21 protein-coding genes and 1 pseudogene are annotated in these 23,438 nt (G+C 58.2%); 8 read left to right on the forward strand and 14 right to left on the reverse strand.

Annotation, left to right across the window (positions count from 1 at the left end):
• Positions 1 to 84: 84 nt before the first annotated feature.
• From rpmB to meaB, 3 genes are all read right to left on the reverse strand, one after another.
• Positions 85 to 372, reverse strand: a complete 288-nt coding sequence (gene rpmB, locus AC2TAD_RS04085; protein WP_008756960.1) for a 50S ribosomal protein L28 — start codon at positions 370 to 372, stop codon at positions 85 to 87.
• A 160-nt stretch (positions 373 to 532) separates the two neighbouring features.
• Positions 533 to 1,684, reverse strand: a complete 1,152-nt coding sequence (locus AC2TAD_RS04090; RefSeq protein ID WP_480866089.1) for a Hint domain-containing protein — start codon at positions 1,682 to 1,684, stop codon at positions 533 to 535.
• Positions 1,685 to 1,793: 109 nt separating this feature from the next.
• Entirely contained in the window at positions 1,794 to 2,783 is a 990-nt protein-coding gene (meaB, locus tag AC2TAD_RS04095) for a methylmalonyl Co-A mutase-associated GTPase MeaB (protein WP_480866091.1), read from the reverse strand.
• 153 nt (positions 2,784 to 2,936) lie between these two features.
• Between meaB and hrpB the strand changes: the two genes are divergently transcribed.
• The 3 genes from hrpB (at position 2,937) to AC2TAD_RS04110 (ending at position 7,538) form a co-directional block, all read left to right on the forward strand.
• Positions 2,937 to 5,369 carry an ATP-dependent helicase HrpB gene (gene hrpB, locus AC2TAD_RS04100; RefSeq protein ID WP_480866093.1) on the forward strand — a complete coding sequence of 811 codons (2,433 nt, stop codon included), beginning with the start codon at positions 2,937 to 2,939 and terminating at the stop codon, positions 5,367 to 5,369.
• A gap of 139 nt (positions 5,370 to 5,508) precedes the next feature.
• Complete coding sequence (locus AC2TAD_RS04105) at positions 5,509 to 5,967, forward strand: NUDIX hydrolase (RefSeq protein WP_480866095.1); 459 nt, start codon at positions 5,509 to 5,511, stop codon at positions 5,965 to 5,967.
• Between the two features lie 92 nt (positions 5,968 to 6,059).
• A complete protein-coding gene (locus AC2TAD_RS04110) occupies positions 6,060 to 7,538 on the forward strand; it encodes an inorganic phosphate transporter (protein WP_480866097.1) in 1,479 nt (492 codons plus the stop codon).
• A gap of 8 nt (positions 7,539 to 7,546) precedes the next feature.
• Here the strand turns inward: AC2TAD_RS04110 and AC2TAD_RS04115 are convergent, their stop codons facing one another.
• The 3 genes from AC2TAD_RS04115 to AC2TAD_RS04125 form a co-directional block, all read right to left on the reverse strand.
• Positions 7,547 to 8,515, reverse strand: a complete 969-nt coding sequence (locus AC2TAD_RS04115; RefSeq protein WP_480866099.1) for a 2-dehydropantoate 2-reductase — start codon at positions 8,513 to 8,515, stop codon at positions 7,547 to 7,549.
• A 67-nt stretch (positions 8,516 to 8,582) separates the two neighbouring features.
• Complete coding sequence (locus AC2TAD_RS04120; RefSeq protein ID WP_480866100.1) at positions 8,583 to 9,545, reverse strand: pirin family protein; 963 nt, start codon at positions 9,543 to 9,545, stop codon at positions 8,583 to 8,585.
• Between the two features lie 119 nt (positions 9,546 to 9,664).
• Positions 9,665 to 10,507 (reverse strand): phytanoyl-CoA dioxygenase family protein, encoded by an 843-nt coding sequence (locus AC2TAD_RS04125; protein ID WP_480866102.1) that lies wholly within the window; start codon positions 10,505 to 10,507, stop codon positions 9,665 to 9,667.
• Positions 10,508 to 10,656: 149 nt separating this feature from the next.
• On the opposite strand from AC2TAD_RS04125, the gene AC2TAD_RS04130 reads away from it, so the two are divergent.
• Complete coding sequence (locus AC2TAD_RS04130; RefSeq protein WP_480866103.1) at positions 10,657 to 11,136, forward strand: twin-arginine translocation pathway signal; 480 nt, start codon at positions 10,657 to 10,659, stop codon at positions 11,134 to 11,136.
• Between the two features lie 3 nt (positions 11,137 to 11,139).
• Positions 11,140 to 11,736 carry a ferric reductase-like transmembrane domain-containing protein gene (locus tag AC2TAD_RS04135; RefSeq protein ID WP_480866104.1) on the forward strand — a complete coding sequence of 199 codons (597 nt, stop codon included), beginning with the start codon at positions 11,140 to 11,142 and terminating at the stop codon, positions 11,734 to 11,736.
• Here the strand turns inward: AC2TAD_RS04135 and argF are convergent.
• Together argF and AC2TAD_RS04145 are read right to left on the reverse strand one after the other, a co-directional pair.
• A complete protein-coding gene (gene argF / locus AC2TAD_RS04140; protein ID WP_480866106.1) occupies positions 11,733 to 12,659 on the reverse strand; it encodes an ornithine carbamoyltransferase in 927 nt (308 codons plus the stop codon). The genes AC2TAD_RS04135 and argF overlap by 4 nt on opposite strands.
• Positions 12,660 to 12,687: 28 nt before the next feature.
• Positions 12,688 to 13,875: an aspartate aminotransferase family protein gene (locus AC2TAD_RS04145; RefSeq protein ID WP_170753837.1), complete on the reverse strand. Its 1,188-nt coding sequence runs from the start codon at positions 13,873 to 13,875 to the stop codon at positions 12,688 to 12,690.
• A gap of 288 nt (positions 13,876 to 14,163) precedes the next feature.
• Between AC2TAD_RS04145 and AC2TAD_RS04150 the strand changes: the two are divergent.
• Positions 14,164 to 15,079 (forward strand): annotated as a pseudogene (locus AC2TAD_RS04150) (DMT family transporter).
• On the opposite strand, the gene AC2TAD_RS04155 reads toward AC2TAD_RS04150, so the two are convergent.
• The 3 genes from AC2TAD_RS04155 to AC2TAD_RS04165 all read right to left on the reverse strand — a co-directional run bounded on the left by AC2TAD_RS04155 (position 15,051) and on the right by AC2TAD_RS04165 (position 17,480).
• Positions 15,051 to 15,470 carry a NusA N-terminal domain-containing protein gene (locus tag AC2TAD_RS04155; RefSeq protein WP_480866107.1) on the reverse strand — a complete coding sequence of 140 codons (420 nt, stop codon included), beginning with the start codon at positions 15,468 to 15,470 and terminating at the stop codon, positions 15,051 to 15,053. The pseudogene AC2TAD_RS04150 and the gene AC2TAD_RS04155 overlap by 29 nt on opposite strands.
• Positions 15,467 to 16,576 (reverse strand): Hint domain-containing protein, encoded by a 1,110-nt coding sequence (locus tag AC2TAD_RS04160; protein WP_480866108.1) that lies wholly within the window; start codon positions 16,574 to 16,576, stop codon positions 15,467 to 15,469. Before AC2TAD_RS04160 ends, AC2TAD_RS04155 begins: the two co-directional genes overlap by 4 nt.
• Positions 16,577 to 16,676: 100 nt before the next feature.
• Positions 16,677 to 17,480 (reverse strand): ABC transporter permease, encoded by an 804-nt coding sequence (locus AC2TAD_RS04165; RefSeq protein WP_480866110.1) that lies wholly within the window; start codon positions 17,478 to 17,480, stop codon positions 16,677 to 16,679.
• A 126-nt stretch (positions 17,481 to 17,606) separates the two neighbouring features.
• Here AC2TAD_RS04165 and AC2TAD_RS04170 point away from each other — a divergent pair, with 126 nt between their 5' ends.
• Positions 17,607 to 18,185, forward strand: coding sequence for a GcrA family cell cycle regulator (locus tag AC2TAD_RS04170; RefSeq protein ID WP_170354987.1), 579 nt, complete (start codon positions 17,607 to 17,609; stop codon positions 18,183 to 18,185).
• 242 nt (positions 18,186 to 18,427) lie between these two features.
• Here the strand turns inward: AC2TAD_RS04170 and AC2TAD_RS04175 are convergent, their stop codons facing one another.
• The 3 genes from AC2TAD_RS04175 to AC2TAD_RS04185 all read right to left on the reverse strand — a co-directional run bounded on the left by AC2TAD_RS04175 (position 18,428) and on the right by AC2TAD_RS04185 (position 22,575).
• Entirely contained in the window at positions 18,428 to 18,961 is a 534-nt protein-coding gene (locus AC2TAD_RS04175) for an N-acetyltransferase family protein (protein ID WP_480866112.1), read from the reverse strand.
• A 268-nt stretch (positions 18,962 to 19,229) separates the two neighbouring features.
• Positions 19,230 to 20,306 carry a DUF2235 domain-containing protein gene (locus AC2TAD_RS04180; protein ID WP_480866114.1) on the reverse strand — a complete coding sequence of 359 codons (1,077 nt, stop codon included), beginning with the start codon at positions 20,304 to 20,306 and terminating at the stop codon, positions 19,230 to 19,232.
• Positions 20,284 to 22,575: a xanthine dehydrogenase family protein molybdopterin-binding subunit gene (locus AC2TAD_RS04185; RefSeq protein WP_480866116.1), complete on the reverse strand. Its 2,292-nt coding sequence runs from the start codon at positions 22,573 to 22,575 to the stop codon at positions 20,284 to 20,286. Before AC2TAD_RS04185 ends, AC2TAD_RS04180 begins: the two co-directional genes overlap by 23 nt.
• A 116-nt stretch (positions 22,576 to 22,691) precedes the next feature.
• Between AC2TAD_RS04185 and AC2TAD_RS04190 the strand changes: the two genes are divergently transcribed.
• The gene (locus AC2TAD_RS04190) at positions 22,692 to 23,423 is read left to right on the forward strand and encodes a dienelactone hydrolase family protein (RefSeq protein WP_480866118.1); all 732 of its coding nucleotides are present in this window, start codon (positions 22,692 to 22,694) and stop codon (positions 23,421 to 23,423) included.
• The last annotated feature ends 15 nt before the right edge of the window (positions 23,424 to 23,438 follow it).

The raw sequence follows: 23,438 nt of genomic DNA on the forward strand, positions 1-23,438 counted from the left end.
ATCGCGCTTTTTGGCTTTGATGCAATAGAAAAGGCCCTGCGCCATCATGGGTACAGGGCCGAATATTTTACATGTGAAAAAGGCTTAGGCCGAGGCTTGTGCCTTGGCGATTTCCTTTTTCACTTTCAGCGCGTTAGCCGACAGTTCGTCGTCCTTGGCTTTGGCCAGGAACGCGTCCAGACCACCGCGGTGGTCGACCGAGCGCAGAGCAGCCGCCGAGATGCGCAGCTTTACGCCACGACCCAGGGTTTCCGACTGCAGGGTAACGTCGTTCAGGTTCGGCAGGAAACGACGACGAGTTCTGTTTTTGGCGTGGCTGACATTGTTGCCAGTCATCGGGCCTTTTCCGGTCAGTTCGCAACGGCGCGACATGGTTTCTTCCTTTGTTTCTGGAGGCCCGGCATAACACCTCGGCCAAATCACAAGGGGCGCAACCCGAAGTCGCGCCCGAAAACTGGTTGGATGCGTGTAGTGGGAATCGACGGAAGGGTCAAGACGGATCGCGCGGATTCTTTACGCCAACTTTGTTTGTTCAGCCAGCAGGTCCCGATTGCGACCACAAAAGCGGTTTACCGTTTTTAAGATGGCGTTCCAACAACCGGGCTTGCTGCCGTGCCTCAGGTATCAATCTGGCGGTTTCTCGTGTGGGAAGACCCTTGGCCAAGTCTGGGAAAATCTCGAAAATCTCACGCCGCGCATTGGGGTCCAACGCCCGCAACGCCTCAACACCGGTGAAAAGGCTTTCAGTCGGCGCTCCTCCGGCAAAAACAACTTGATGCTCACCAAACAGCAGGTGGAAATACTCTACCTCATCCACGTTCTCGTCAACGAAAATTCCGGGCGTATCAACAAGTCTGATCGCGGCAACAAGAACTTCAGGCGCACCAAACATCCGCTGCGCGATCCGGGACCGCACCAGCATTCGATGCTGTCGCGATACCAAAAGGTCTTCGTGCGGCAGGCCATCACCAAGCGCCCCTGCTAATATACGAACTGGTCGCAGACGAGGGTTGGCCTGTAAATCTGCCTTGAAAATGCTGCGTCGCCCAATCCATCGCAGCGCTTGCACGCCTTGTCCTAGCGTCAGAACTTCGTCCCCAACCCTCAGCGTCTGGATGCAACGGTCACCTTTGGGCGTCAAAATCTTGGTGTCTCGAGTAAAGCACGGCACGCCCGACCCGTTTTCGAAAGCACTGTATGTGACGGTTGCGCCCGACGGCAGCGTGAACGTGCCACTGGACACTGAATAGGCAACGCCGGCCTCAACCGTGAACGTACCGAATGTGGCGTCGTTAACGACCGTACCTTCCGGTAGGTTCAGCGTGTCTGTACCGCTTCCGCCGACGACGTCATCGCTGACGGCCGTACTGCTGAAATTGAGCGTGTCATTACCCGCCCCAAGCCTGATAGAGCCGACATTAGACCCGCTGACTGTTATCGTATCGGAATTTGCACCGCCCGAGACTCGTCCAATCACAGTACTATTGGAAATGACGATGTTGTCGTTACCCGTATTCCCAACAACGTTGTCGGAAATCGTGCTGTCCGTGACCGTGATATCGTCATCGCCGCCTCGACCGCGAATGTTATCAATAGGAGACCCTTGCGGAGTGCCGTTCAGCGTCCCGCTGTCGTTTGTGACGTCAATATCATCGCCACTGTTGGTCCCATTGATACGAGGCATAGTCTCAGGTCCTGCGATTTATGCGATCAGGATACCATCTTTACGCGCATTCGACAGCCCCCTGCACGCAGCACGGGAAACTCGGTTTCACATCACGCAATTCTTGTCTTCAGGAGTATCCCTGGCCCGGCATCAGGTTCGATAACAGTGTTTCTGCCGCCACTGACGGGCTTAGTCCGTCTTCTCGAACCGCGTTGCCCAGCCGTTCCATCTCGGCGCGGACCTGTGGGGTCGAAAGCCGCGACAAGAGCGCATTGCGCACTTCCTGTTCAAACCAGAACTGCGCCTGCTCCGCTCGGTTCGTGGACCAATACCCGCTTTCCTTGCGCCAATTTGTTAAAGAGCGCATTTCGTCCCAGGATTGCTCAAGCCCATGCTCTTCAACCGCAGAGACCGTCATGGCCTTGGGGAAACCTTCAGGGTCCTGCGGGCGCTTTCTCAGCAAACGCAGCGCTCCTGCATAGTCGGCACAGGTCCGTGTGGCCGTTGCCTTGAGATCTCCATCCGCCTTGTTGACAAGAATAATGTCGGCCATCTCCATAATACCGCGCTTGACCCCTTGCAGCTCGTCCCCACCTGCAGGGGCCAGCAGCAAAAGAAACAGGTCTGACATCTCGGACACCACGGTTTCCGACTGCCCTACTCCAACCGTTTCAATCAAAACCACGTCAAACCCAGCTGCCTCGCACAGGGCGATGGCTTCGCGCGTTCGACGCGCAACACCGCCCAAATGGCTTTGGCTGGGGGAAGGTCGGATAAAGGCGGCAGGTTCCCGGCTTAGGCGCTCCATCCGGGTCTTGTCGCCCAAAATCGAGCCCCCAGAACGGGTCGAACTGGGATCGACGGCCAGAACCGCCACGCGCAATCCCTGACCGATCAGCATCATGCCAAAGCTTTCGATGAACGTGGATTTACCGACGCCCGGCGTACCTGACAGCCCAATCCGCAATGCCTGTCTCCCCGCGCCTGCGAGACGCGCCAGCAATTCGCTGGCCTGCGCTCGGTGGTCGGCGCGGCCGCTTTCTACCAAGGTTATTGCACGGGCCAGCGCGCGCCGATCCCCGTTTAAAATCCTGTCACTCAGGCTGTCTATTTCCATTTTAACCCCGATCTTTTGCGGCACGACTACTTGCCGTCGCTGAAGCCGATTTGTCCAGACCGGACTGCGCCGGAATCCGTCTGGATGTAAGCAGGTAGTCACCCGCAAACCACAGAACTGGACGCGGCCCGGTGCTTGGCGGATAAAGCCCGCATGACTCGCCTGCCCATTGAAGACGCCATCCCCGATCTGCTGGACGCCCTACGAGCTTCGGGGCGCGCCGTGCTGCAAGCGCCCCCGGGCGCGGGCAAGACGACTCGTGTGCCTTTAGCAATGCTCGAGGCAGGGCTGTGCGCTGACAAGATCGTGATGCTGGAACCCCGTCGGCTGGCTGCCCGTGCCGCAGCGGAACGCATGGCCGAAACGCTGGGCGAGCGCGTGGGGGAGACTATCGGCTACCGGGTGCGTGGCGAGGCAAAAGTGTCCAAATCCACCCGGATCGAGGTTGTGACCGAAGGCATTCTGACCCGGATGCTGCAATCTGACCCCGACCTGCCCGGCGTCAGCGCAGTGATCTTTGATGAATTCCACGAACGGTCCTTGAATGCCGATCTAGGGCTGGCGCTTTGCCTCGAAGTGATGGGCGCGCTGCGCGACGATCTGATCCTGCTGGCAATGTCCGCGACATTGGACGCTGAACCGGTCGGACATTTGATGGGCGCTCCGCTAGTGACGTCTGCGGGCCGCAGTTTTCCGGTCGAGACACGCTGGCTGGACCGCCCGCTTGGTCCGCAAGCACGGCGGTTGGACGCGTTAGTCGATCTGGTGGTTCAGGCCGAGCGTGAAACGGCAGGTGGGATGCTTGTGTTCCTGCCCGGGGAAGGTGAAATTCGCCGCGCTGAGGCCGCTTTGGCCGGACGCTTGCCTAACAGATGCACGCTGCGCCCCCTGTTCGGCGCAATGCCCTTTGCAGCACAATGCAAGGCCATAGCTCCGATTGAGGAGGGGCGTAAGATCGTTCTTGCCACGTCGATTGCCGAAACCTCTCTGACCATTCCAGATATTCGAGTTGTGGTCGATATGGGGCAGGCGCGACGCGCGCGGTTTGATCCGGGCTCGGGGATGTCCAGGTTGGTCACCGAACGCGTCACACGTGCCGAGGCCACCCAGCGCGCAGGCCGCGCGGGGCGCGTGGCAGAAGGGGTCTGCTATCGCCTTTGGTCCAAAGGAGAAGAGGGCGCGCTCGCGGCCTACCCCCCAGCCGAGATCGAAGCCGCCGACCTAACCGGTCTGGCGTTGGAGCTTGCGCTTTGGGGGGCTGAATCAAACGACCTCGCTTTTCTGACCCCTCCGCCCGAAGGCACCATGGCCGAAGCCCGCAGCTTGTTGACCATGTTGGGCGCTTTGGACGGCAAGGGGCGGATCACCGATCACGGACGCGCCCTTTCGGCCCTACCCCTGCATCCCCGGTTAGGCCACATGCTAGAGCATGCCGGGTCGGACGCATCCTCTCTGGCCGCGCTGATGGCCGAACGAGACCCGCTGCGCGGCGCGCCGACCGATATGTTGCTGCGGCTAGAAGCACTACGCGATCTGCGCGCTTTTCAGCGCAATCGCATCTGGCAAGTGAATACGGGGGCAATTGACCGCATAAAGGTCGAAGCCAAGCGGCTGCGCCGAAATGGAAAGCCATCTGATCTGAGCCCCGCAGCCATGGCTGCGCTGGCCTACCCCGACCGTATCGGCCAGCGTCGCAAGGGTGACGATCCGCGATATGTTTTGTCTGGCGGAAAAGGTGTGGTGTTGGACAGTGCCGACACTTTGGCAGCGAGCCCTTATCTGGTTGTCACAGACACCGACGGCAACCCCCGTGAGGCGCGTGTGCGCATGGCCGCGCAAATATCCGAGCGCGAAATTCGCGATCTGTTCGCGGATCAGATCGACTGGGTTGATAGCTGCGTCTGGTCCAAACGGGACCGCCGCGTTGTTGCGCGTCGGCAAGAGCGGCTGGGTACCATAACTCTGGACGACCGCATTTGGAAAGACGTGCCCGAAGACATACTGGCTATGGCAATGCTGGACGGAGTGCGCGATCTGGGTCTACGACTGAACGGCGCATCGGCGCGTCTGGCCGCGCGGGTCGAATTGGTCAGGGCCGAGGGCGTTGACCTGCCCGATTTCTCACCTGACGGGCTGGCTGCGTCGTTAGAGGACTGGTTGCTTCCGATGCTCTCGGGCGTGCGGTCGGCTGACGACTGGAAAAAGTTCGACCTGCTACCTGCATTGCGCGCCCGGTTGGATTGGAACCAGACAAAGGAACTGGACCGGCGCGCACCCGGATCATTCGAAACACCTTTGGGTCGGAAAGTGCCGATTGACTACGGCGGTGCGGCCCCCGAAATCTCGGTCCGGTTGCAGGAGCTGTTCGGAGTAACCCGCCATCCGATCGTGGGCGGCGAGCCCCTCAAGATCACTCTGCTGTCCCCCGCCCAGCGCCCAATCCAGATTACACGGGACTTACCGGGGTTCTGGGCCGGCTCATACGCAGATGTTCGCAAAGATATGCGCGCCCAATATCCCAAACACCCGTGGCCAGAGGATCCAACCCAAGCTGATCCGACACTGCGCGCAAAACGCCGACGTTGATCCGCTTGTGACAGTCTGATCCTTTTCCGGGCACAAAGACCGCCAACACGGATCAAACCTTCACCCGTTCATTGAACATATACCATTTCGTTGTTATGTGCTGCTCCGAGGAGGCGCCCTAACCACAGGGCGTAAGAGCATGACAAAATGGCTGCACAATATTTGGGAAGAGGTCGCAAGACCTCTGATCCTGCGCCCGCGCAGGGTGCAATTTGCCGCGTTGTGCACTCGGAATACAAACGAAGGCGTGCAGGTTCTGCTGATTACAAGCCGCGATACCGGACGTTGGATCATACCAAAAGGTTGGCCGATTGACGGGCTCAATGGTGCACAGACCGCAAGACAGGAAGCCTGGGAAGAAGCCGGGGTAAGGGCGCGAACCGTTCAGGAAAAACCCATCGGGAAATTTGCATATGAGAAAATCCTCAAGGATGGCTCGGCACAACCCGTTCTGACGACTGTTTTCCGCATCGAGGTTCAGGACCTGGCCGAAGACTACCCAGAAAAAGATCAGCGCACACGCGCGTGGGTATCGCCCACGACCGCAGCCGAGAGGGTGCACGAGCCCGAGCTGCGTGACTTGCTGAGACGATTGTAACAATTAAGCGACAAATTGATGACAACGGTGTTGTCCCTGAACCGGAAACCGGATAGCGGCATGCGTCGATCCGATTTTCGGTATGAAACACTATGTCAGACCAAAGCTCAAAAACCCGATGGCAAACGCTGGACAGCGATCTGAATCGTATCTCACGCGTTGAAACCGCGAATGTCCACGTGGCACGCCCCATGCTGGCACCGGGGATTGCGCTGGCCTTTATTGCCCTTGCCGGTTTGTCGGCGGCAGTTCTGTTTGGCCAGGCAGATGGTGGACTAATCGTAGTCGCAGCAGCCGCGTTCGGCGCATACATGGCAATCAACATCGGCGCCAATGACGTGGCCAACAACATGGGCCCAGCCGTCGGCGCCAATGCGCTGTCCATGGGTGGCGCCATTGTTATCGCAGCGATTGCCGAAAGCGCTGGAGCATTGCTCGCCGGAGGAGACGTGGTTTCCACGATTTCGAAAGGCATCATCGACCCGGCCTCGGTTCAGACAAGCAACGTGTTTATCTGGGCTATGATGGCTGCGCTGATATCTTCGGCGATGTGGGTTAACCTTGCCACTTGGGTTGGCGCTCCGGTTTCGACCACACATTCGGTCGTGGGTGGAGTTATGGGCGCAGGTATTGCCGCAGCCGGTCTAAGCGCCGTCAACTGGGCAACCATGAGCGCCATTGCGGCAAGCTGGGTCATCTCTCCGGTATTGGGTGGGGTGATTGCTGCGGGTTTCCTTGGGTTGATCAAGGCCAAAATTCAATATCAGGATGACAAGATCGCTGCTGCACGGCGATGGGTTCCCATTCTGGTCGGCGTCATGGCCGGAGCATTCGCAACATATTTGGCCGTTAAAGGGCTGAAGCGGATCGTGAAAGTCGATCTGGAAATCGCACTGCTGGTTGGGCTGCTGTCAGGAATTTTGGCGTGGTCGGCAAATATTCCATGGGTGCGCCGCAAATCCGAAGGGCTGGAAAACCGGACCAAATCACTGAAGTCGTTGTTCGGTTTGCCGCTGGTCATCTCGGCTACATTCCTGAGCTTCGCCCACGGCGCCAACGATGTCGCCAACGCAGTCGGCCCCTTGGCCGCAATCGTGCACGCGGCCGAGTTCGGTGACTTTGCTTCGAAAGTTGCGATTCCGACATGGGTTATGGTGATCGGGGCCTTCGGGATATCTTTCGGCTTGTTCCTGTTCGGGCCCAAACTGATCCGCATGGTTGGCAGCCAGATCACCAAACTGAACCCGATGCGTGCCTTTTGCGTGGCACTGTCGGCTGCGATTACCGTGATCGTTGCAAGCTGGCTGGGTCTGCCCGTCAGTTCGACACATATCGCTGTTGGCGCCGTGTTCGGCGTTGGTTTTTATCGTGAATGGCATTCAGATCGCCGCTGGAAAGCCTCGAACCAGCAGCGACCGCCCCAGCGTCGTTTGGCGCGGGAAGAGCACAAGCGGCGTAAACTGGTGCGGCGTTCGCATTTCATGACCATTATCGCGGCATGGGTTGTTACGGTTCCGGCTGCTGCTGCTATGTCAGCCGTGATCTTCTGGATGCTGACGGCCTTTCAATAAAACAATGCTCAACCCCTGATTTGCCGCGGGGTCATCGAAGTGGTGGGTCGACCTTCGATAAGGTCGCGAACCTTCTGGCAAATCGGCGCAGCCCGGCCCTGGACAGCCGCGAGGCGAATGATCTGACCTTGCAGGCTGTCAATCTCGGTTGGCCTACCGTCCATCAGATCATAGGCCATGGATGTGCGCGCCGAAGGATCAATCGTCAACATCCGGGCGGCTATTCGACTAAACAGCAGGGTCGGCAGGCGCAGGATGAAAGGCGTCATCCAAGCCGGAAGCGGTGTGGTCGAGACCACGGAAAGACCTGCTGATTTCAGAACCGCATGGGCTTCGGCCATCTGATCGGCCATCAGCTTGCGCCATTCCCGATCCAAAAGCTGGTCCTTCAACGTCAGTCCCGACAAGGCATTCAGCGCATTATTGAGGTTGATCAGCAACTTGCCCCATTGCACCGCCTCGATCTGATCGCTTTCAACAACTGGCAGGTTCGGACTGCTCAGCTTTTGCCCCAGCGCGCTGGCACCGCTCTCGATCACAATCTCTCCCGAAGTCGCCCGATGGAAACTGCCGGGGTCGGTCGGGACCACATTGAACGGAACCATCCCGGCCCGCACGTCCCGCCCCGGCAGGGCCGCGCGCAAAGCCCGGGTGTTTTCCACCCCATTCTGCCACGACAATATTGGCGCTGACGACGGTGCGTATCGCGCGATCAATTCAGCCATCTCGGCCGTCGCCGGGGTTTTTACAGTCACGATGACGGCTTCGGCATCTGCAAGACAGTCCGGAACCTCGGAGAGGGTCAGGTCCGAGACATGTTGCTGCAGACCCGAGAAATCAGTGACCGTCAGACCTCGGTCCTTGATCGGAGCAAAGATGCGCGCACGTCCTAGCAGTGTGACATCGTGGCCGCCCTGAGACAGCAAAGCCCCGCAATAACACCCGATACTGCCCGCGCCAGCGATCACGATTTTCATGGCGACCCTCCCCTTTCGGTAAAGATCGCCGGGATCGGAGTCGTGGACAAGACCCCCTGACGCCTCGTCAGCGCGCAAGCCTTGGGCGGGTGCGTTCCAGTTCTGCCGAGATCGGAATGTATTCTTGATCATCGCCGGGCGGCAGGTGGAACGCCCCGTTCGCCCAATCTGCCGTTTTCCATTCCCGTGTTGCGACCTCGATCTTTTCTTTCGAGGACGACACGAAGTTCCACCAGATGTAACGATCCTCGTTCAGCGTTGCACCCCCCAGCAGCATCAGGCGCGCGCCGGTCGGGCCGGCCTTCACAGACAACCGGTCGCCGGGGCGGAACACCATCATGCGGCCCGCATCAAATGTATCGCCTGCGATCTCGACCGCGCCTTGGGTGACATAGACCCCTCGGTCCTCATGATCATCTGGCAAGGGAAAGGACGCGCCCGGATCAAGCTGCACATCCAGATAAAACGTTTCGGACAGCATCGTCACAGGGCTGGTCTCGCCATAGGCCGAACCCAGAATCAAGCGGGCGGACACGCCGTGATCCTGGATATGGGGCAGCGCGCCTTGCTTGTGATGTTCAAAATCCGGGGCCATATCCTCGTGTTGTTCAGGCAAGGCGATCCAGGTCTGGATGCCGAACAGGCTGTGACGTGTACCGCGAGTCTGGTCGCTTGTCCGCTCGGAATGGGTCACGCCGCGCCCGGCCACCATCCAGTTGACCTCACCGGGATAGATCATCTGATGGGTGCCCAGACTGTCGCGATGTTCAAATTCTCCCTGATACAGATAGGTCACAGTGCCCAACCCGATATGAGGGTGCGGACGCACATCGATGCCGCCATCGGTTATGAATTCAGCCGGGCCCATCTGATCGAAGAATATGAACGGCCCCACGAGCTGCCGCTCGACTGAGGGCAAAGCCCGGCGCACCTCGAACCCGCCCAGATCACGCGCGCGAGGAATGATCAACGTCTCAAGAGAGGTGTTTTCGGACATGCATTCGGGGCTGTGGGTCGGGTTCCAACTCATTGCTATGCTCCTGCGATCTGAGTTTCGTGCATTTTTGCAATGTACGGCACATTGATCGGCAATAATATCATCATATACGCACACCACCAGTGCGCTGGCCCCCAACCCAGTTGATGAGATCAGCTAGCCTGACGAGGCCACAACTGCGGAAAAAACGGCCCCGCGATGCGATCACCCTCGCGATATCCTGCGGCCTCGAACTGTGCGCGTTCGCCTTTGGCCCAGTCCCCACGATACCGGAGCACCCCGTCCGGTGCCGTCATTCGCAAAGTAAACCGCCGAACCGTCTGGGTTGGTGTGACCGAGGACAGTCCACCATGCAGAGTTCGCATGTCAAAAAAGATACAATCCCCAAGCGCCATATCCCATTGCAACAGTTCAAAGGCATCTGGGTCCGCGTTTACGTCGGGCGGTGGATGATATGTACGCCCGGCAACTTCGGTCGGTTCATAACTTGGGTGGCCATCAGCAAAACGAACGCGCATGAACAGTTTGTCCCATAAATGCGAGCCTTTGACGAAGGCAATCCCGTTTTCCTTGGTGACGGGTTCAAGCGGCAGCCACAAAACGCACATTGTCCCTTCGAAATCGAAATAGGACAAATCCTGATGAAACGGTGGGCGCGAGGTGGATCCCGCCTCTCGCAGGAACCAGTTGTCCATGACCAGATTGATCGCTTCGGCGTCCAAAAGCTGTGCAGCAAGCGACGCACAGGGCGAGTTATGGACGAAATCCCGGAATTGAGGAATCTTGTTCCAAGCCCAGTAATCCTCGAAATACGCGGGCGCGCGCAGGTCTTTGGTATGACGGGCAAAATTGTCGGTCGGGTTGGCCAGATCGGCATCGATCCCGGCGCGCAAAAGATCAAGCCAATTGGTCGAGAACTTGGATCTTAGAACAACTGCCCCATCGCGCTGAAAGGCGGCAATTTCGTCTGAGGTGATGCGATCTGTTTGGGTCATGTGGCTGGCCTCATGGGCAACAACGTCCTGTAGGTCAGGATTGCAGCCGACTGGCCATCCGTCAAAGGAATTCACAATTCGCAAACACCCCTCGGAATGGATGGCAAGCGTGCTATCTATTACATGGTTGCTGGCTTCAGGAGGTTTCCATGACCCGTTCATCACTCAACCGTCGCTCTCTGATCGTGGGCGGAGGGGCCGTGTTGGCCTCGGGTCTGTTTGTGCCTGCTCGGGCAAAGGGCTTGGCGGCAACACCCTCCATGAGGGGCGGATCCAACAACTATCGCGCGGGCGCGCCGATCGTTGAACGGATCGGAGGCGGCGGGTTCTGGATGACCGGAACTGTACGCCGCGCCGGCAATGGCGCGCCACTGCCCGGTCAGCGCATCCAGATCTGGGCCCATACAACCGAAGGCCATGAACGCGACCCTCAAAGCCACGGGGCCACGTTGACAGATGCCAACGGAGAGTTTCGGCTGGAGATGCCGCAGATTGTGCCTGCATTTGGCCAACCGCATGGCCATCTTGCCTATGACAGCGGTGAATTCAAAACGGTGTTCCTGCGTCCGGTGATGTCCAGCGCGAGGGACAAAACACTTGCCGCACATTTCGTACTTCAACCTGCCTGATACATGCGTCAGATCACGGCGATTTGGGCGGTTCTGATCGCCGTCATTTTCATCCCGGTCATTGCCGCTGGGTTCAGCCCATACCTCGCGTGGCGGGATCCGGTCTATATCGCGGCAGGTTTTGCGGGTGTCTCCTGCCTGAGCCTTTTGTTGTTGCAGCCACTATTGGCCGCAAAAGACTTGCCCGGTCTTACGCCTGTGTTCAGCCGCCATCTGCATCGCTGGGTTGGGATGGCATTGGTGGGCGCGATTGTGATCCACGTCGGAGGGTTATGGATCACCAGCCCGCCGGACGTCGTTGATGCCCTCACCTTCACGTCGCCCACGCCATTCTCGGCTTGGGGCGTGATCGCGATGTGGACGGCATTCGCGGCCGCTGCGTTGGGGATATTGCGTCAGCGCACAGCCCTTCGATTTCGGGTCTGGCGATTGACGCACACCACGCTGGCATCAGTAACTATCGCAGGCAGCATCATCCACGCGCTACTGATCGAAGGCACGATGGAGATCATGAGCAAGATCATACTGTGCGTTTTGATCTTACTGACGAGCGCGCGAACGCTCGTCAGATTACGCGTCTGGGATGTTTCCAGACGTTAAACGCCCAGACACCAGCGCATGACTGCCTTTTGCGCATGCAGACGATTCTCGGCCTCGTCAAAAATCACCGAATTCGGGCCGTCCATGACCTCGGACGTGGCTTCTTCCTCACGGTGGGCAGGCAGGCAGTGCATGAAAAGTGCATCGGGCTTGGCATGGGACATCAGTTCGGGATTGACTTGATAGGGGCGCAGCAGATTGTGGCGACGCTCCTTGGCGGATTGGCTGTCATGCATCGAGACCCAAGTGTCAGCTACGACCAGATCGGCCCCCTCAACTGCTTTGAACGGATCACGTTCCACAACGATCCTCGACCCCTTCTGACGGGCAAATCCCATAAATTCTTCCTCGGGATCGAACTGCGCAGGGCCAGTGAAGGTCAGGTTGAAGCCGAATTGACCCGCCGCGTGCAGGAACGATGCGCAGACGTTATTGCCGTCGCCGGTCCAGACCACTTTTTTACCCGCAATGGGGCCACGGTGTTCCTCAAAAGTCAGGACGTCGGCCATGATCTGGCAGGGGTGGGTACGATCGGTCAGGCCGTTGATAACGGGCACGTCCGAATATTCAGCCATTTCGGTCAGGATCGTCTCGTCAAATGTACGGATCATGATCATGTCCACATAGCGCGACAGCACGCGGGCGGTGTCGGCGATCGTTTCGCCATGGCCCAGCTGCATATCCTTTCCGGACAGCACCATTGTCTGCCCGCCCATCTGGCGCACGCCCACATCAAAAGACACACGTGTCCGGGTCGAGGGTTTTTCAAAGATCAGCGCGACCATACGGTCTTTGAGCGGTTGTTCATCATCCAGCGCCGCTTTGGGCTGCCCAAGGCGCGCCTGTTTCATTGCGCTGGCCTGATCAATCATGCCACGCAGCGCGGCGGCGTCGGTTTTGTGGATATCAAGGAAGTGGTTCATATCATGTCACTTTTTATTCAAGTATCTCTCAGGCCGAGGCCATGTTTGCAGCAACCTGCGCGGCCGCTTTTTCCAGACGGATCACGGCCTGCGCGATGTCGTCCTCGGTCAGGGTCAGCGGTGGCAACAGGCGGATCACGTTGTCGGCGGCAGGCACAGTGATAACTTCGTTGTCATAACCTGCGTTCACCACGTCGATATTGGTGGGCTTACACTTCAGACCCAACATCAGGCCGGCGCCACGCACCTCTTCGAATACATCAGGATGATCGGCGATCAGACCTTCCAGCTTTTGCCGCAGCAGGCCCGCCTTGCGGTTCACACCCTCAAGAAATGCAGGCGTCGATACTTGGTCAATCACCGCGCACCCCACGGCGCAGCCCAGTGGGTTGCCGCCATAGGTCGACCCATGCGTGCCCGCAGTCATGCCATTGGCCGCATCCTCGGTAGCCAGAACGGCACCCAAGGGGAAGCCTCCGCCAATGCCTTTGGCGACCATCATGATATCCGGCGTCACACCTGCCCATTCATGGGCGAACAGCTTGCCGGTGCGGCCAACACCGCATTGCACTTCGTCAAAGATCAGCAACAGGCCGTTGTCGTTGCAAATCTGGCGCAGGGCTTTTAGTTCTGCATCTGGCACGGGACGAATACCGCCCTCACCCTGCACCGGCTCGATCATGATCGCAGCAGTTTGGGCGGTGATTGCGTTGGTCACACCGTCGAGATCGCCGAACGTGACATGTACGAAACCGGGCAGCAGAGGGCCAAAGCCCTTGGTCATCTTCTCGGACCCGGCCGCTGCGATCCCGGCCGAAGACCGACCGTGGAACGAGCCGTCAAAGGTGATGATCTCGACCCGCTCGGGCTGGCCTTTGTCGTAGAAATGCTTGCGCGCCATTTTCACGGCCAACTCGCACGATTCCGTCCCGGAATTGGTGAAGAACACCGTGTCGGCAAAGGTATGTTCAACAAGCTTGTCGGCCAGCGCCTGCTGTTGTGGGATGTGATAAAGGTTCGAGACATGCCACAGCACGTGCGCCTGTTCCGTCAACGCATTGACCAGCGCCGGATGCGCGTGCCCCAGCGCGTTCACCGCGATCCCGGCGCCGAGGTCCAGAAAACGTCGGCCATCCGCCTCGGTCAGCCAAGCGCCTTCACCCTTCACAAAGGTCAGGGGAGCGCGGTTATAGGTCGGCAGAACGGACGGGATCATCGGATCATCCTTTTCGATATGTTAAGCCCCGTGAGTGATACACGAAGGCCCTAGTCGTCAACTGATTTGGTGAGGTTTGCGCGGATTTACAGCGCAATAGATCAAACTGGCCGGTTACGCAGCGATGCGTCGGCGTCGGAGTAGCAGAATATGCGCGTTTTTGATCATGCCCGTCGTATAGCGGGGCGCGCCCGGTCAGGGAACCCCAAAATTGCGCACGGCTCAAAATGCGATTGTTGTGTGAAATTGACACTTGTCATTTGACCGAGAGTGCCCCACCGCTTGAGCATGACACCTGCGCGCCACAACCCGCCCCTTGCGGCACTTCTGATCCTTGCCGCCAGTGCGCTGTTGGCAGGAACAACCCTCCTGGCCAAAGCTCTTGGGACCGACGAGCTTGGCCCGCCCCTGCACCCGACGCAGATAAGCCACGGCCGCTTTCTGTTCGCATTTCTGGTGATCGCCTGCACAGTTGGCGTTTTGCGTCCGCGCCTCAGTCGTCCACATTGGGGTCTACATATCGGGCGCACCAGCTTTGGGTGGGTCGGCATCACGCTGATGTTTGCTTCCGTTGCGTATATACCAATCTCGGATGCCACGGCGATCTCGTTCCTGAACCCGGTTTTTGCGATGATCCTGGCCATACCACTCCTAAAAGAGAGCATTGGCCCATGGCGCTGGCTCGCCGCCGCCGTCGCTCTGGCCGGGGCTCTCGTTCTGCTGCCTGCTGCGCCCTACGCCCGACAGCTTTCAACCTGCGGCCTTGTTGGCGCAGGCAGCTGCTGCATCAATCGGGATGGAACTAATTTTCATTAAAAAACTTGCGGGTCGCGAGGTGCCATTGCAGATCCTGCTGATCAACAACGCGATGGGACTAACGATCGCCTCAGTCGCAGTCAGTTTCGTTTTCCGAACGCCTACATCAGAACAATGGGCAGCATTGGCGGGAATCGGCGTGTTGATGGCCTGCGCGCAAGCGTGCTTCGTCAATGGCTTGGCACGCGCCGATGCGTCGTTTGTGGCGCCGATCAGCTATGCCACCCTGGTGTTCGCTGCGCTTTACGATTTTACCGTGTTTCGGGTAGTGCCGGATTATGTCAGCCTGACCGGCTCTGCCATCATCCTGTCCGGTGGACTGGTGCTGGTCTGGCGCGAGGCGCGTACCACCCCCCCGATCACCTCAAGGAAAGATCCAAACCGCTGATATCCGTGGCGCGCGGGTTGAGCCAATGCGCGACCTTAGGTGGGTGGACCGGGTCAATTGCATTGACAACAAACTGGCCAATCTGTGCATCCGGGAAATTGTTTCTTACGTCTGAAAGAGCAACTTCGCGGTATTGATCAGTCAATACCTCAACAATTTTCAGGACTTGAGCGACAGAAATCGCACCATCTTTTCCAATCTTTGCCCAGAACAGATATTCGGGGCCGTGCTCGGCCTCGGCGGCACTTGTATAGGCCTGCTCGATTTCGCCAATGGCGTCCTGCGCCGACATCCTTTGTTTCTCAGCGAGCTTGGCAGCCAAGGTCAGCAGCGTCCGGTCCGTCTCAAGCGTTATCGTGGTGCCGCCTTCGACAAGAGACGATGAGGTCATTGCGCAAGCTCCACCGCCGGTTTCTGGTTTTGCACAAGCCGCAGGCACATCTTTTCGATTAGCTTGCCGCGCGAGTGCAATGGGCGTGCAGGTGTCAGTTGGGTAACGGCCAGATCCGGGAAAAGGAATGCCAGCTCTTCCAAAGCGTCAGGACCCAGCATCTTTAGCGCTTCGCTTCCGGTGTACAGCGACTCGGTGTAGGCGTGTTCAGCAATGACGATCGAATGCTCTTCCAGGACAAAATGAAAGTATTGGACTTCAGTGCAGTCCGCCTGAACGTCGATATCGGGCAGGTGAGTTAGCTTTTTGGCAGGAACCAGCGCCTCCGCGTCGCCCAAAACCCGTTGAGCCACCTTGGATCGCAGCATCAACCGGTGCTGTGGTGACACTTTCAGATCATGATTGGGCATCCCCTGCCCCAGAGCGCCCTGGCGGATCAGAACCGGACGCATGTTCGGATTGGCCAAAAGATCAAACCGATCCAGGGTTCTAGAGCCAATCCACCGGATCGGTTTTGCTTCACCTTCCAACGTCGAAACAAGATCACCGACCCGCAAGTCTTCGACGTTTACATCACCGCGCGGTGTTTTGATCCGCGTGCCGGCGGCAAAACAGACCATAAGCGAAATATTATCGAGGATGCTGCCAAGGCTGTTGTCATCCCCCCCTTCGGTAAATCGCAAAGTATAGTCGCCTTCGGCGCCAAAATCGAAATTGAACTCTACCCGCGTGAATGACCCGTCAGAAGTCGGCGTCACGGTCTGCGTAAAAATGACGTTGTTATTGGAATCGAGAACTTCGACCAACACAGGATCATCAAAAGGGCCACCGCTGCCGGTTTGACGAGCTGCGATATCAAAGCTCAGTGTTGCGGATTTATTGTCACCAGTGACTGTAAAGGTTTGTTCCGCGACAGAGGTTTCGTTTCGGTTCCCATCCAGTTCCAGAACCAAGTTCGTCGTATCGCCTGTGTTTAGAAACAGGTTTTCGCGGCCAATCTCAATTTCCGTGCCTGTCCATGACCCATAGGATCCGAAAATCTGGAAATTGCTGGCATTCGAAATACCGGGGCTTTCAAAGTCGCCCCCAACAATCAATTCCTGCATGTTCAGCCTTTCAGACCGCGCCTTGTTATCTGCAACGACCGCCTAACACACAAGCCGTTAACATTTAACCAAATTTTCTCACTTTAAAGATTTTCCGCTTCTACGATTTCAATCTGTAGCCTGTCCGCAGCATTGTCCACGCCGAACCGCCAATCACGAGCGTAGCCACACCGCAGATCACCACCCCTACCCATACTGGGCTGTCAGAAACCCCGATCATTCCAAAGCGCAATCCGTCGATCAGGTAGAAAATCGGGTTTGCATGGCTGAGGACACTAAGCACTGGTGGCAATGCCTGAACCGAGTAAAACGTGCCTGACAGGAAGGCCAAAGGCGTCACGATGAAGTTGGTAATCGCGGCCATCTGGTCGAACTTGTTGGCAAAAATCCCAGCCAATAAGCCCAAAGCACCCATCAATGCTCCACCGAAGACAACAAATACCAGCGCGATCAGAGGATATTTCGGCACGATTCCCAACACCAAAGCCAGCGCAACGGCCACGATCGATGCGATAAGCACCCCGCGCACGATGGCTCCGGCCAGATAGCCCAGAAGGATTTCCAACGGTGACAGAGGCGGCATGAGGGTGTCAACGATGTTGCCCTGTACTTTAGCAACCATCATCGAAGAGGAAGTATTGGCAAACGCGTTCTGGATCACCGTCATCATCATGATCCCTGGCGCCAGAAAAGTTAAAAACGGTACCCCCATCACTGCTGATCGACTGGGGCCGATGGCAATATTGAAGATGAGCAAAAACAATCCGGCAGTGACCAACGGGGCAAGTAAAGTCTGGGTCCAAACGGACATGAACCTCAGGGTCTCACGTCTGGACAGCGTGTAAAGACCCATCCAGTTGACCCTGCCAAAGCGACGTTCGGTGTGTTCTGCGGGAATCTGCATGCTCTGCCTCTGACCTGATTCGAAGACCGCTTGTAACTCGGGCGGCAGTGATTAAAATAGGGGGCTGAGACGATTTCCCAAGGCGGCCCGAATCCGGGGCCGCTTTCCGCTTTTGAAAGGCAAATGATGTCCTGGACTGACGAGCGTGTAGAGCTGCTTAAAAAGATGTGGGGCGAGGGCCAGTCGGCCAGCCAGATCGCCAAGGAACTGGGCGGTGTGACCCGCAATGCGGTTATTGGCAAGGTCCACCGTCTGGGTCTGTCGAACCGCGCCACCGGAGCCACCCCCGCCAAGGCCGAGCCCAAGGAAAAACCCGCCCCCGCAGCCCCCAAGGCCGAGGCCAAGCCGAAACCTGCACCAAAGACCGAACCCGCGCGCCCCGCGCCTGCCCCGGCGGCCGAGGCGAAGCCCGCCGTGCCCGCCCGCCGCCAGATCATCCCAGCCGGTCAGCCCCTGCCACCGCAGCCCTCAGCCAATGAGATCAGCCCCGAGGCGCTGGCCAAGGTCAACGAGGTCGAGAAAAAGGCCAAGAAGCTGACCTTGATGGAGTTGACCGAGAAGACGTGCAAATGGCCCGTCGGCGACCCCGCGACCGAGGATTTCTGGTTCTGCGGCCTGCCGGTTGAAGCCGGCAAACCCTATTGCGAGGCGCATGTGGGCGTGGCGTTCCAGCCCATGAGTTCACGCCGCGACCGGCGGCGGTGATTGGGAACGACAGAACCCAATTCTGTATTGTGGGATGTGGAAAGGCTTTAGCCGTTTCTCAGACCCTCTTATCGGCAGTTTTGCAAAATCACGGACTCTGACAAGAAAGACACCCTCGCAGAAAGCTGCGAGGGTGTTGCAAGTCAAGGCGTCGGACGTGCATGACGTAACTGCCGTTACCAAGTTGGGCAAACACGTGAAACTGACCTGTCTGAGGACAGGTCAAGAACGACACCTGGGGATTAGATCAGCGACTTCCAGAAAACGACTTTGTCATCCCCCGCCGCCCAGAAATCCCTGATACGAGCTTCCTCGCTGTAGCCGTTTTTGCGATAAAACGCGCGTGTCTTTGCGAACTCGTCTGAACCCGAAGTGTCGGCTATCAAAATGCGTTGTCCACGCTTCTTGAGTTCGACTTCTAGATGCTTAACGATGGCGCCGCCAAAACCTTTACCCTGCTCGGTTGGCAGAATTGCGATGGCGAGCATGTTCCATGCACCTTCGGCAAGTTCCTCGGGGACAGCATAGCAAAACCCAACAGCCTTACTGTTTTTTTCACATGTCAGCCAAATCTCGAGGCTTTGACCGTCGGATAGAAATCCATCCACCATGTCAGGGAGCATTTCACTGGAGAACAGCTCTGTGCCGTTAAGCACCTCCTGCAAGGCAGCGATATCGTTTTGCTTTGTTAGTCGAATTTTCATTGATTTTCCGTCTTTCTTCGTGCCGTCAATCAAGCAAATACGCGTGCTGTGACGGGCGCAAAGCTCATGCATCGGTGATGTCAGTTAGAGCGTTCACGAGCCATGCGAAAATGAAAGCCTAACACTTTCGTGCAGGCACTATTTGGCTTGGTCGTCCTTTATTGAGGACTTAGCGGTTTCCCGCAATCGTAAACATGAAATCTCCACTGCCCAGCTTATGTGCCAAGCGTATAGTAAGGATATCAGTACAGTAGCTTACGAGCAAGGCGAAGTAAGATTGGGATAAACCCCTACATTGAGGTTCCGGTAATCTTGGAGGCACTGGCCCAACTTCAAACTTTCACTGCGCCGGATGTGACGGCAAATCCGGAATCGGCACCCACCCCGGCAGATCATCCGGCGAGACCGAGACATGCAGTCGCTCGGACCGGTCGCGCCCCACTTTTCGGTACTTACGCAGCAGGAAAATCTTGCCCCAGCCGCGCCATGTGCCTACCGACCGCGCCGATGTATTGATCGGGAACCGCTCGCGCCACCCGTCAGGTAGAGGCAGACCGTGCATCTCGGCCTTGTCCAGCATCCAAATCAGGGAAATGTTGCTCAGCGGACGGGCCTCTTCGAACCCGTTCAACTGGCCGCCGACGTCCCCGTGCGTACCGCGGAACCAGACCTGCTCTACATGACCTTTGAAATCGGGGGTACATTTCCACAAAACCGGTTCGAACACCTCGCGGGTCTCATCCAGCGCCATGGCGTGATAGCCGTGGCGCGTGGCGGGGCCGAGCTGATGGTTGTGAAAGGAATGGCGTTCTTCGGCCCAGCGCCACAGCAGCGGCAAGCGCAGGCCCAGCGCTTTTACCGTGTCCCAGACACCAACCATTTCGATCGCCACATCCTCGTGGCAGAAGGCTTGCCGGAATTCAGCCGCCGCCTTGCCGTTGGCGTTGCACTCATAATGACGATAGGCCTGTTTGATGTTTCGCTCGGTCGCGTGTTCGGCCTTGAGCAACCCGATCAAATCGATCACCCCGGCAAGGCTGCGTACGCCGTAGGCTCCGCGCGAATAGCCGATGAAATAAATCCGGTCGCCGGGTTTGTAGCGCGATGCCAGATAGCCATAAGCACGCCTGATCTGGCGGTTGATCCCCCGCCCCATCATCACGTCCAGCGAGGACCTCCAGCTTTCCCACTGCACCCCGGATTCGTAAAAGACAGAAACCTTGCTGCCCATTTCACAACACAGGCGCAAGGTCTGGCCCGCGTGGGTCTCATACCCCGGTTCCAGCGTCGACATGGTCCCGTCGAGGATAATCACATGGCTGATCGGTTCACGGTGGCGCGACTCGGCTGAGTGTTCGGACCGCAGAGGCCGTCCGAGCCATCCCAGTACCTTTCTACTCAGCCGCGACAGATCCATGCGTCAGCAACTCCCATACTCTTTGAGGTGTGAAAGGCATATCCGCCTGTCGCACCCCGTGATCCCAGAGCGCATCCTGAACCGCATTTGCCACTGCGGCCAGCGCGCCCACGGTGCCTGCCTCACCGCATCCCTTCATACCCATCGGGTTTGAAGTTGACGGAACCGGCGCCGAGGTAAACTTAATCATGGGTATCTCGGCGGCGCGCGGCAAGGCATAGTCCATCAACGAAGCCGTGAGCAGTTGCCCCTGCGCATCATGCACAACACGCTCGGTCAGCGCCTGTCCGATCCCCTGGACCACACCGCCATGTACTTGCCCTTCGGCCAGCATCGGGTTGATAAGGTTACCAAAATCATCGACCACTGTATAGCGGTCGACCCAGGTTTCTCCGGTGTAAGAATCGATGACGATTTCGGCAACATGTGCGCCATTGGGATAGCTGCGCGCATCCAGGTTGGCGCGCGCGTGATGTTGCAGCAGATCAGTACGGCCATCGGCGCGGGCCATATCCGCGGCCTCGGTCAGGGTAGGCGTCAGGTTCGACCCCGACGCGCGAAAGGTTTCGTGATCGAAGGTCACATCGCTCTCCTCCACACCCATCTTATCGGCCAGATAGGGCGTGAATGCGGCGATCATGACGTCGATTGTCGCCAGTGTGGCCGTGCTTTGCACCGTAACGGACCGAGACCCACCAGTACCGCCACCATGAGGAAGTTGATCGCTGTCGCCCTGCACCACATTAATCCGGTCCGCCGGAATCCCGGTCTGATCGGACAAGAAATGGGCATAAACCGTCTCATGCCCCTGCCCGTTCGATTGGGTGCCGACATAGAGGTTCACGGTGCCATCCTCGCAGAACTCCACTTTCGCGTTCTCGGAAGGATCGCCCAAAATACTTTCGATATAGTAACACAGGCCCTGCCCCCGGATCAGGCCGCGTTCGGCATCGGCGGCCTTGCGGGCGGCAAACCCCACAGTCTGTTCGCCCGCGCGGGACAGGATCATGTTGAAGTCGCCCACATCATAGGTCTCGCCGGTGGCCGAGGTGTAGGGAAACGCCTCGGGGCGGATGAAGTTCTTGCGGCGCAGCTCCCACGGGTCCACGCCCAGTTCGCGCGCGGCGCGGTCCATCACGCGCTCTAGCACATAAATCGCCTCGGGGCGGCCCGCACCGCGATAGGCATCGACCTGTGTGGTGTTGGTAAAGAACCCTTCGACCCGCAGATAGGTCGTCTGGACGTCGTAGACGCCCATCAAAACCTTGCTAAACAGGCTAGTCTGAATCGCCTGCCCGAAATGGCTGTTATAGGCCCCCAGATTGATCTTGCTGTGAACGCGATAGGCCGTGATCCGGTGATCGGCATCAAAGGCCAGTTCGGCCAGCGAGGTCAGGTCGCGGCCATGATGGTCAGACAGCATCGCCTCGGACCGGTCGGAAATCCAGTGCACGGGTTTTCCCAGCTTCTTCGCTGCAACGGCAGTGCAGAAATACTCCGGGTAGGGCATCACCTTCATACCAAAGCCGCCACCTACATCCGGAGTGGTGACGCGGATGTCTTCAGGCTCAACCCGCAGCTTTTGCGCCAGTTGAGCGCGCATGGCCCAAACCCCCTGTCCGCCATAGGCAAAATGCAAGCGACCATCGACCCAGTTGGCCTGACAGCCGCGCGGCTCGATCGAGGCAATGATGACCCGATTATCCATCACATTGAGCGATACAGTATGCGCCGCAGCCTGGAACGCGGCCTCGGTCGCGGCCTCGTCGCCCAGACCCCAGTCAAAGGCGCGATTATCCGGCGCTTCGGGGTGCAAGGTCTCTCCGCCTGCATCCACGTCCAGCTTGGCGGGGCATTCGTCAATCTCGACCAAGACCAGTTCGGCGGCGTCACGGGCCTGGGCTTGAGTGTCAGCAATAACCACCGCGATCGGTTCCCCAACAAAGCGCACCCGGTCGGTCGACAGCATGTGACGCGCAGGCGCTGCTGCGGGCGAGCCGTCCCGGTTCTTGACCGTCGTCGCATTGATCACGGTGTCAATCCCGGCCTCTTTCAGATTCTCCAGCGTCATCACTAGCCGAACCCCATCAGCTGCGCGCGCCGCGTCCAGATCAAGCGCCGTGATCACCCCATGCGCCACCTGCGAGCGGACAAACACGGCGTGCATGGCACCTTCTGGTACAACATCATCCATGTAGTGCCCCTGCCCGGTCAGAAACCTCTGATCCTCGGTCCGTTTGACGGGCTGGCTTCTGCCGAATTTTTCCATGGGGCGACCCTCGTGCGCGGTTCCGAAGGCGACCCTAGCCCGCGTGTGGGCGATGTCCAGAAAAAGACAGGGGTTTGGACTTTAAGTTCTGCGGGATTCCGATAGCCTCAGACCCCATGACCTGGACACATGATACCGTTTTCCCTTTCTCTGCCGCGATGACGAGCGGCAAGACCGCAACCCATGACGTTTATGCCGGGGGCGAAGGCCCACCCATCCTGATCCTGCAGGAATTGCCCGGAATCGGACCGGAAACGCTGGATCTGGCCAAACGCCTGAACGGGGCGGGGTTTCGTGTCTACCTGCCGCATATGTTCGGCACCTATGGCAAAGTCACGATGGGCCGCAACATGGCCCGACTGTTCTGCGTCCGGCGCGAGTTCAACATGTTCCTCAAAGGCCGCCAAAGCCCCATCGCAGGCTGGATGCGGTCGTTGGCGGCCGAGATAAAGTCCCGTGACAACGCAGCAGGCGTGGGTGTCATCGGTATGTGCCTGACCGGCAGCTTCGCTCTGACCCTGATGGCCGAGGACGCGGTTCTGGGCGGCGTCGCCAGCCAGCCCGCCTTACCGATCTTTGGCGGCGATAAGCTGCAAATGAGCCCCGATGACATCGCACAAGCCCGTGCGGGCATGGTCGCCAAAGGCACGGGGCTTGCAATGCGTTATGCGGATGACAAGCTGGCCCCGAAACGGCTGATGTGTGCTCTGCAAGACGCCTTTGGTGACGACCTTGAAACGCAGGAATATGAGGGCAAGGATCACTCTCTGCTAACGCTGGATTTCCACGAACCAGCCTATCAGAGGGTGCAGGACTACTTCCACGCCCGTTTTGCACAGGCCGGATAGCACACGCACCCTTCC

This window comes from Ruegeria sp. HKCCD7628 (genome assembly GCF_057221005.1).

What these genes read in the sequence shown, in the direction of transcription:
- AC2TAD_RS04120 (WP_480866100.1), bottom strand. Translation starts at nt 9,545, where the DNA reads ATGAGTTGGAACCCGACCCACAGCCCCGAATGCATGTCCGAAAACACC.
- AC2TAD_RS04175 (WP_480866112.1), bottom strand. Translation starts at nt 18,961, where the DNA reads ATGCATGAGCTTTGCGCCCGTCACAGCACGCGTATTTGCTTGATTGAC.
- AC2TAD_RS04105 (WP_480866095.1), top strand. Translation starts at nt 5,509, where the DNA reads ATGACAAAATGGCTGCACAATATTTGGGAAGAGGTCGCAAGACCTCTG.
- AC2TAD_RS04165 (WP_480866110.1), bottom strand. Translation starts at nt 17,480, where the DNA reads ATGCAGATTCCCGCAGAACACACCGAACGTCGCTTTGGCAGGGTCAAC.
- AC2TAD_RS04185 (WP_480866116.1), bottom strand. Translation starts at nt 22,575, where the DNA reads ATGGAAAAATTCGGCAGAAGCCAGCCCGTCAAACGGACCGAGGATCAG.
- AC2TAD_RS04090 (WP_480866089.1), bottom strand. Translation starts at nt 1,684, where the DNA reads ATGCCTCGTATCAATGGGACCAACAGTGGCGATGATATTGACGTCACA.
- AC2TAD_RS04160 (WP_480866108.1), bottom strand. Translation starts at nt 16,576, where the DNA reads ATGCAGGAATTGATTGTTGGGGGCGACTTTGAAAGCCCCGGTATTTCG.
- hrpB (WP_480866093.1), top strand. Translation starts at nt 2,937, where the DNA reads ATGACTCGCCTGCCCATTGAAGACGCCATCCCCGATCTGCTGGACGCC.
- AC2TAD_RS04110 (WP_480866097.1), top strand. Translation starts at nt 6,060, where the DNA reads ATGTCAGACCAAAGCTCAAAAACCCGATGGCAAACGCTGGACAGCGAT.
- rpmB (WP_008756960.1), bottom strand. Translation starts at nt 372, where the DNA reads ATGTCGCGCCGTTGCGAACTGACCGGAAAAGGCCCGATGACTGGCAAC.
- AC2TAD_RS04155 (WP_480866107.1), bottom strand. Translation starts at nt 15,470, where the DNA reads ATGACCTCATCGTCTCTTGTCGAAGGCGGCACCACGATAACGCTTGAG.
- AC2TAD_RS04170 (WP_170354987.1), top strand. Translation starts at nt 17,607, where the DNA reads ATGTCCTGGACTGACGAGCGTGTAGAGCTGCTTAAAAAGATGTGGGGC.
- argF (WP_480866106.1), bottom strand. Translation starts at nt 12,659, where the DNA reads ATGAACCACTTCCTTGATATCCACAAAACCGACGCCGCCGCGCTGCGT.
- AC2TAD_RS04115 (WP_480866099.1), bottom strand. Translation starts at nt 8,515, where the DNA reads ATGAAAATCGTGATCGCTGGCGCGGGCAGTATCGGGTGTTATTGCGGG.
- meaB (WP_480866091.1), bottom strand. Translation starts at nt 2,783, where the DNA reads ATGGAAATAGACAGCCTGAGTGACAGGATTTTAAACGGGGATCGGCGC.
- AC2TAD_RS04190 (WP_480866118.1), top strand. Translation starts at nt 22,692, where the DNA reads ATGACCTGGACACATGATACCGTTTTCCCTTTCTCTGCCGCGATGACG.
- AC2TAD_RS04135 (WP_480866104.1), top strand. Translation starts at nt 11,140, where the DNA reads ATGCGTCAGATCACGGCGATTTGGGCGGTTCTGATCGCCGTCATTTTC.
- AC2TAD_RS04180 (WP_480866114.1), bottom strand. Translation starts at nt 20,306, where the DNA reads ATGGATCTGTCGCGGCTGAGTAGAAAGGTACTGGGATGGCTCGGACGG.
- AC2TAD_RS04125 (WP_480866102.1), bottom strand. Translation starts at nt 10,507, where the DNA reads ATGACCCAAACAGATCGCATCACCTCAGACGAAATTGCCGCCTTTCAG.
- AC2TAD_RS04130 (WP_480866103.1), top strand. Translation starts at nt 10,657, where the DNA reads ATGACCCGTTCATCACTCAACCGTCGCTCTCTGATCGTGGGCGGAGGG.
- AC2TAD_RS04145 (WP_170753837.1), bottom strand. Translation starts at nt 13,875, where the DNA reads ATGATCCCGTCCGTTCTGCCGACCTATAACCGCGCTCCCCTGACCTTT.